Genomic DNA, 6,801 nt, shown 5'->3' with positions numbered 1-6,801 from the left:
GCGGGTCTGCTTGCGCTTGCCTGCGTACTCGGCGTCGGCGAAGGTCATCTGCTTCATGGGAAAACTCGGCGAGGTGAAGTCGGGGGATTTTGCCAAATCAGGAAGTCTTTTTCAGACCTTCCCTAAAAGAAGACCTTCCCTACCAGGCGCATTCATGAATCCGGATCAGCCACCGCAGAATCTCGAAAGTTTGCTGCAGCGTCTCGAAAAGGCCGGCGAAGCCGACCAGCCGGTAACCATCGAGTGCATGCTGCAAGCCACCGATGAGCGCAGCTTCGGTGCCCTGTTGCTGGTGCCAGGCTTGCTGGTGTTCTCGCCACTGTCGGGAATTCCCGGATTGCCCAGCGTGTTCGCGGTGATGGTTTCGTTGATCGCGATTCAGCTGCTGATCGGCCGGAAGCACTTCTGGCTACCCAAATGGCTGCTGCGACGTAGCGCCTCGCGCAGCAAGTACGACAAGGCCATAGCCTTCCTGCATCGCGTTGCCGGCTTCGTCGACCGCCTGCTCAAGCGGCGGCTGACCTTCCTTACCAACGGCCTGGCGAATCGGTTGAATGCCGTGCTGTGCCTGGCAATCGCCGCCACCATGCCGCCGCTGGAGCTGATCCCGTTCGGCAACTCCACTGCCGGCGCGGCCTTGAGCGTGCTGGGGCTGGGCATGATGGCCCGCGACGGCGCGATGATCGTTGCCGCGCTGCTGTTCTTCTTTGGTCTGGCCTACATGGTTTCGCGGCTCTGGTTCTGAATGGCCCGGCCGATTGCGTAGCGGCCACTCGACAGCATCCAGATGCTGGGACACACTTGCGGCGGATGAGCGTTGCTCATCTTCTTATTCATTCAGGGAACATCAGGCCTGCTGCTCGAGGCCGTGCTGATCCCGCTTCGCAAGGTAGTTCGGCATGCTGGAAATTCGTCACCTGAAGACGCTTCATGCACTTCGGGAAACCGACAGTCTCGTCGAAGCCGCCGAGCGCCTGCACCTGACGCAGTCGGCGCTTTCCCATCAGTTCAAGGAACTGGAAGAACGCCTCGGCCTGCAGCTGTTCGTGCGCAAGACCCGTCCGGTGCGCTTTACCAGCGCCGGCCTGCGTCTGCTGCAATTGGCGGATCTGATGCTGCCGCAACTGCGCAGTGCCGAACGTGACCTCGCCCGTCTGGCCGGCGGAACCGCCGGGCGGCTGCACATGGCCATCGAATGCCACAGCTGCTTCCAGTGGCTGATGCCGACCATCGACCAGTTCCGCGATGCCTGGCCCGAGGTCGAGCTGGATCTGGCCTCGGGCTTCTCCTTCGCCCCGCTACCGGCCTTGGCGCGCGGTGATCTCGATCTGGTGGTCACCTCCGACCCGCTGGAGCTGCCCGGCATCACCTACGTGCCGCTGTTCACCTACGAGGCCCTGCTGGCGGTGGCGAACCAGCATGCACTGGCCGCGCGGCCGTACATCCGCCCGGAAGACCTGGCCAGCGAGACGCTGATTACCTACCCCATCGAACGCGACCGCCTGGATATCTTCACCCGCTTCCTCGAACCGGCCGACATCGAACCGGCGCAGGTACGCACCTCGGAACTCACTGTGATGATGATGCAGCTGGTAGCGTCGGGGCGCGGTGTCTGCTCGCTGCCGAACTGGGCGCTGCACGAGTACAGCTCGCGCGGCTACGTCACCGCCAAACGGCTGGGCGACAAAGGTCTGTTCGCCACGCTTTATGCGGGCATCCGCGCCGACATGCTCGACTCACCCTTCATGCGCGACTTCCTGCTGACCGCCAAGGACACCTCCTTCGCCACACTCGAAGGCGTCAGTGCCGCGCCGAAGGTGCGCTGACAGCGGGTCAGCGCCGCCGCGCCAGGCATACGCCAAGACCGATCAACCCGGCTGCCACGCCGCCGATCAACAGCCAGCGCTTGTCATCATCCGGCGACGAGCGCCAGCCGCCATCGATGCGCCGCTGGCCCAGCGGCGGATGAAAGAGATTGCCTGACGAGGGCGCCACTCGCTGCGCGCGGCCAAGCGCGAAGCCGGTCAGCAGCCCATTGAGTCGATCGAAGCCCGGGGTGAGGAAATGCGCCAGGCGCAGCAATGTGGCGGTCGCGCCGACCGACGTGGTGTGGCGCGGATGCAGGGCCAGACTGACCATGGCATCGGCCACCTGACGCGGATCGAGCAGCGGTGGCGGCGGCTGCAACGAGCGCCCGGCGTAGTTGCCGCCGTCGCGAAAGCCGGGGGTATCGACAATGCCGGGATACACATCGCAGATGTGAATCCCCGGCCAGGCTCCCAGTTCGCCGCGCAGCGCCTGGGACAGGCCGCGCAGGCCGAACTTGCTGGCCGAATAGGCCGCCGCGAACGGTTGCGCCACCCAGCTGCCGACCGACAGCGTATTGATCAGCACACCGCTCTTTTGCTGCTTGAAGTACGGCAGCACCACATGGGCGCCACGCAGATAGCCGAGCAGATCGGTCTGCACCACCTGTTCATGGGCATCCAGTGGCGTCTCGTCGAACGCGCCGACCGCGCCGATGCCGGCATTGTTGATCCACACATCGATGCGCCCCTGGCCGAACTCCGCCGCAGCGCTGGCCAGTGCTTCGACCTCGTCGCTGTGGGTGACATCGGTGGGCACCACCAGGACTTCGCCACCGAGCGCGCGGCATTCATCGGCGGTTTCCGTCAGCGCTTCGACGTCGCGCGCGGCAAGCACTAGTCGCGCGCCCTGGCGGGCGAAAGCCTGGGCAGCGGCGCGACCGATGCCGCTGGACGCACCGGTCAGCACCACCAGGGCGCCGTAGAGTTTTCCGTAGGCCATCGTCGTTCCTCCGCAGTCTGCTGTCGTAGTTAAGCTGACAGCGACGTCGCGCCGAACATTCCCCCCCGATGGTCGGCGCGATGCCCCGCGCGCTAGGGCCTACTCAAGCCTGGGCGACGCTTCCGGCCGCTTCGTCCGCCCAGGGGTCGTAGGTGCCGAAGCTCCACAGATGCCCTTCGATATCGCGGCAGGTGAAGCCGCGACCGCCGTAATCCTCGTCCTTGAGCTCGACGACGATCTGCGCCCCGGCCGCCTTGGCCTGGGCGTAGAGCGCATCGGCGCTGTTGACGATCACGTAGATGCCCTGGGTCGATGCGCCGCCAATCTCGTCGGGCTGGCGCAGCTGCTGGCCGTACTCGGAATCCACTACAGGCCCGACCATCAGCATGCCGTTGCCGAAAGCCAGTTGTGCATGAGTGATGCCCACCAGGTCGTCGCGGTACTGGCGCTGGCATTCGAAACCGAAGGCCCGACTCAGCCAGTCGATGGCGATGGCCACATCGCGATAGCGCAGGCAGGGGATCAGGCTGGCCGAGGTGTTCTTGCTCTGCTGAGACATACGCAGCTCCCATCACGGGCTGCCGAAGGGCCGCCCTTCTCTCATGAGAGCCGCAAGGGGGCGATCAATTCCCTCTTCAGAGGCGTTCGCTCAAGCCTAGGCGAATACCCAGCGCGATGAGCATCGAGCCCAGCGCCCGGTCCAGCCACTGGCTTATGGCCGGATTGTCTCGCAACGCCTGGGTGGCGCGGGCCGCCAGCAGCACCACAGCGCACTCGATGATGATCGCCACCACAACCACCAGCACGCCGAGAACCAGCAGCTGCAGCGGTACGGAGCCATGCTCGGGGCGGACGAACTGAGGCAGGAAAGCCATGAAGAAAATCGCCGCCTTGGGATTCAGAAGATCGACCAGCACGCCCTGGCGGTAGGCCTTCCAAGCGGACGCATGCGGCGCCGCCTTGAGGGCCAGCACGGTTCCGCCGCCGGCCGAGCGCAGTGCCTGATAGCCGAGATAAAGCAGATAGGCAGCACCGACGTACTTGACCACCGTAAACGCCAGCGCCGAAGTGGCGAGGATCGCCGAGATGCCCAGCGCGGCGAACGCCACATGCACCAGCGCCCCGCTGCATACACCGCAGGCGGAAATCATGCCGATGCGGCGGCCGCCACTCAGGGTGCGTGAAATCACGTAGAGCAGATCTGGCCCGGGCGACAGATTCAGTGCCAGCGCCGCCGAGAAGAACACCAGCCAGAACACGGGATCAACCATCGCTCCATCTCCATCTACGTGGCCAGACCGAGGCCATCCATCCAAGAGATCAGACTCTAGGACGGAAGCATTCCGAGTTCCAGCAGATTCTCTGAACACCCTTTTCGTCGGGATGCTGACGCAAAATTTAACTTTTGACTTTTTTTTGTCGCAAAGCTGAACTACTTTCAATTGCCAGACGGGACCGCTCTCTGCGCGTCACGCAATCAAGGACTGCCCATCAACATTCAGCAAAGGACATGCGAATGAAAGACGACGTCGCGCCGGCTTTCCAGCCAGCCCAACTCCGCATAACGCTTCTCTCTGCCAGCAAGCTGCTCGACAGCACGCTGCGCCAGCACCTGTACGACTGCCCCAGCTGCACACTGGTGCATATGGTCACGCCGCGATCCGAACAGATCGATTCCGCGCTGGTGCTGCTCGATGTCGCCAGCTACGACCGCAACGATTGCGTGCACCTGCTCCGCCAGTTCGGCGACGCACCGCTAGCATTGATCAACGCCCAGCCCGATCAGGCGCGCAGACTGGTTGAAACGCACCCCTGGATCCGCGGGGTCTTCTACCGCGCGACGCCACGCGCCATGTTTGTCCGCGGTATCCAGACCATGCTCGCCGGGGGCGACTGGCTACCTAGGGAGCTGATGGAAACGCTGCTCTGTCGCTACCGGCAGCTCAGCAACGCACATCAGGTCATCGACGAGCTGACCCTGCGCGAAAAGCAGATCCTCGCGCTCGCCGGCCAGGGCCTGTCCAACGCGGCCATCGGTGAAAGGCTGCACCTGAGCATCCACACCATCAAGAGCCATGTGCACAACGCCCTGCGCAAGCTCGGCGCCAGCAATCGCGCCCAGGGTGCCTCACTGGTGCTGGCGCACGTTGGTGAGGCGGTGTCGTGAAACGCACCGCCGCGTTGCTTCTGCTGCTGTTGAGCCTGACCGCTCAGGCCGACGAAGCCGAGCTGCAAGGATTCATCACCAACAACACGGTTTCCCGCTCCGGTCACGAGTTCTACCTGCGCTTCTGCGAACGCCTGAACGACATCAGCACCCTGGACTTCAACCTTGCCATCAAGGAAAGGCCCTCGGCGCGCTGGGGGGTTCTGGTCTGGGTAGAGCACGAGAACCAGACCCTGTATCGCCGCTTCCTGCAGCCCAACGTGGCGGACATGAAGGAACCAGCCTACGAGGCCGCCGATTTCGTGGTGCAGGAAATCAACCGGCGCAAGATCGAAGCGTTGTTCGAAGACAACATTGACATGGCCAAGGACGAACTATGAAACAGCACATTCACAAGGCGCTCGGCACGCTGCTCGCCAGCCTGCTGCTCTGCACTGGCGCCAGCGCCACCGAGCTGGTGTACACCCCCGTCAACCCATCCTTCGGCGGTAGCCCGCTCAACGGTGCCTGGCTGCTCGGCAACGCGCAGGCGCAGAACAGCAAGAAGGACCCGGACGCCATCGATCGCTCCTCGCTGCTGGAAGACCAGTCCGCCCTGGACCGTTTCACCAGCCAGCTGGAGTCGCGCCTGCTGGGCGATCTGCTCAGCGGCGTGACCGATGGCAAGACCGGCACCGTGACCACCGACGATTTCATCGTGCGCGTCTACAACGGCGACGCCGGCATGCTGATCGTGGAAATCACCGACCGACTCACCGGCGAAATGTCCGAAATCATAGTCGGTCAGAACTGACCCCCAAGGAGAAACAAAGGCCATGAGAAGCCTATTCGTAGCCATAGGGATGATGGCTGTACTGCAGGGTTGCGCCGTTCGCGAGCCCATGTCTGCCGACCAGCATCCGCCAACCCTGACCCCACGCACCTCGACCTACCAGGATCTGCTGGCGCTACCGCGCCCGAAAGGTCCGCTGGTGGCTGCGGTGTACGGCTTTCGCGACCAGACCGGCCAGTACAAGCCCACTCCGGCCAGTTCCTTCTCCACCGCGGTGACCCAGGGCGCGGCCAGCATGCTGGTCGATGCCATGCAGGCCAGTGGCTGGTTCGTGGTGCTCGAGCGTGAAGGCCTGCAGAACGTGCTGACCGAGCGCAAGATCATCCGCGCCTCGCAGGCCAAGCCGGATGTCGCACCCAATATCCAGTCCGAGCTGCCGTCGCTGCTGGCGGCCAACATCATTATGGAAGGTGCCATCGTCGCCTACGAAACCAACGTGCGCAGTGGCGGCCAGGGTGCGCGCTATCTGGGCATCGGACTGTCGCAGGAATACCGCGTTGATCAGGTCACGGTGAACCTGCGGGCCATCGACGTGCGCAGCGGCAGGGTGCTGTCGAACGTGATGACCACCAAGACGATCTTCTCCGTCGGCCGTAGCGCCAACGTCTACAAGTTCATCGAGTTCAAGGAACTGCTCGAAGCGGAGGCGGGTTACACCACCAACGAGCCGGCCCAGCTCTGCGTGCTCTCGGCGATCGAGGCTGCCGTGGCGCACCTGATCGCCCAGGGCGTCGACCGGCGCCTCTGGCAGACCGCCGAAGGCAGCGGTGGCGAGCATCCGGCGCTGAGCAAGTACCTGAGCAAACTGGACTGATCCGAGTCGTCGGCGCAACGCCGACGACGCTTCAGCGTTCCTCCAATCTCCCTTTCCGGCTGACGGCACGCTTCATGGCGATGCCGTCTGTACGGCCGTGCGCCATCAGCTATCGGGCAGTGCCCCCGGATGCAGCAGCCTGTATCGCCAATCGCCGCCCGTTACGCACCGGATCGCAAC

Annotated in this window: 9 protein-coding genes; 6 read left to right on the top strand and 3 right to left on the bottom strand. The window is 63.8% G+C overall.

The genetic code is table 11. The annotated features are described in order from the left end of the window. Positions 1–154 precede the first annotated feature (154 nt). Both CW305_RS19260 and metR read left to right on the top strand, forming a co-directional pair. Complete coding sequence (locus CW305_RS19260; RefSeq protein ID WP_104098659.1) at positions 155–745, top strand: exopolysaccharide biosynthesis protein; 591 nt, start codon at positions 155–157, stop codon at positions 743–745. Positions 746–899: 154 nt separating this feature from the next. Then, positions 900–1,826 (top strand): transcriptional regulator MetR, encoded by a 927-nt coding sequence (metR, locus tag CW305_RS19255; protein ID WP_014821082.1) that lies wholly within the window; start codon positions 900–902, stop codon positions 1,824–1,826. Positions 1,827–1,833: 7 nt separating this feature from the next. Here metR and CW305_RS19250 read toward each other — a convergent pair whose 3' ends face one another. From CW305_RS19250 to CW305_RS19240, 3 genes are all read right to left on the bottom strand, one after another. Then, positions 1,834–2,808: an SDR family oxidoreductase gene (locus CW305_RS19250; protein ID WP_104098658.1), complete on the bottom strand. Its 975-nt coding sequence runs from the start codon at positions 2,806–2,808 to the stop codon at positions 1,834–1,836. Positions 2,809–2,911: 103 nt separating this feature from the next. Next, positions 2,912–3,367, bottom strand: a complete 456-nt coding sequence (locus tag CW305_RS19245; protein WP_104098657.1) for a VOC family protein — start codon at positions 3,365–3,367, stop codon at positions 2,912–2,914. Positions 3,368–3,443: 76 nt separating this feature from the next. Then, the gene (locus CW305_RS19240; protein ID WP_041014646.1) at positions 3,444–4,079 is read right to left on the bottom strand and encodes a LysE family translocator; all 636 of its coding nucleotides are present in this window, start codon (positions 4,077–4,079) and stop codon (positions 3,444–3,446) included. Positions 4,080–4,324: 245 nt separating this feature from the next. Here CW305_RS19240 and CW305_RS19235 point away from each other — a divergent pair, with 245 nt between their 5' ends. From CW305_RS19235 to CW305_RS19220, 4 genes are read left to right on the top strand one after another with little or no spacing between them, the layout of a single operon-like run. Beyond that, a complete protein-coding gene (locus CW305_RS19235; RefSeq protein WP_104098656.1) occupies positions 4,325–4,975 on the top strand; it encodes a helix-turn-helix transcriptional regulator in 651 nt (216 codons plus the stop codon). Next, complete coding sequence (gene csgE / locus CW305_RS19230; protein ID WP_014821087.1) at positions 4,972–5,355, top strand: curli production assembly/transport protein CsgE; 384 nt, start codon at positions 4,972–4,974, stop codon at positions 5,353–5,355. Before CW305_RS19235 ends, csgE begins: the two co-directional genes overlap by 4 nt. Then, positions 5,352–5,768 carry a curli assembly protein CsgF gene (locus tag CW305_RS19225; protein WP_104098655.1) on the top strand — a complete coding sequence of 139 codons (417 nt, stop codon included), beginning with the start codon at positions 5,352–5,354 and terminating at the stop codon, positions 5,766–5,768. Before csgE ends, CW305_RS19225 begins: the two co-directional genes overlap by 4 nt. Positions 5,769–5,790: 22 nt before the next feature. Continuing rightward, complete coding sequence (locus CW305_RS19220; RefSeq protein ID WP_036998768.1) at positions 5,791–6,621, top strand: CsgG/HfaB family protein; 831 nt, start codon at positions 5,791–5,793, stop codon at positions 6,619–6,621. The last annotated feature ends 180 nt before the right edge of the window (positions 6,622–6,801 follow it).

This window comes from Stutzerimonas kunmingensis, from assembly GCF_002929225.1.
GTDB lineage: Bacteria > Pseudomonadota > Gammaproteobacteria > Pseudomonadales > Pseudomonadaceae > Stutzerimonas.
This window is presented reverse-complemented; position numbering and strand designations above follow the sequence as displayed.

Bases quoted from the DNA above. Each gene is read 5' to 3' on its own strand.
- CW305_RS19260 (WP_104098659.1), top strand. From the start codon at position 155: ATGAATCCGGATCAGCCACCGCAGAATCTCGAAAGTTTGCTGCAGCGT.
- metR (WP_014821082.1), top strand. From the start codon at position 900: ATGCTGGAAATTCGTCACCTGAAGACGCTTCATGCACTTCGGGAAACC.
- CW305_RS19250 (WP_104098658.1), bottom strand. From the start codon at position 2,808: ATGGCCTACGGAAAACTCTACGGCGCCCTGGTGGTGCTGACCGGTGCG.
- CW305_RS19245 (WP_104098657.1), bottom strand. From the start codon at position 3,367: ATGTCTCAGCAGAGCAAGAACACCTCGGCCAGCCTGATCCCCTGCCTG.
- CW305_RS19240 (WP_041014646.1), bottom strand. From the start codon at position 4,079: ATGGTTGATCCCGTGTTCTGGCTGGTGTTCTTCTCGGCGGCGCTGGCA.
- CW305_RS19235 (WP_104098656.1), top strand. From the start codon at position 4,325: ATGAAAGACGACGTCGCGCCGGCTTTCCAGCCAGCCCAACTCCGCATA.
- CW305_RS19225 (WP_104098655.1), top strand. From the start codon at position 5,352: ATGAAACAGCACATTCACAAGGCGCTCGGCACGCTGCTCGCCAGCCTG.
- CW305_RS19220 (WP_036998768.1), top strand. From the start codon at position 5,791: ATGAGAAGCCTATTCGTAGCCATAGGGATGATGGCTGTACTGCAGGGT.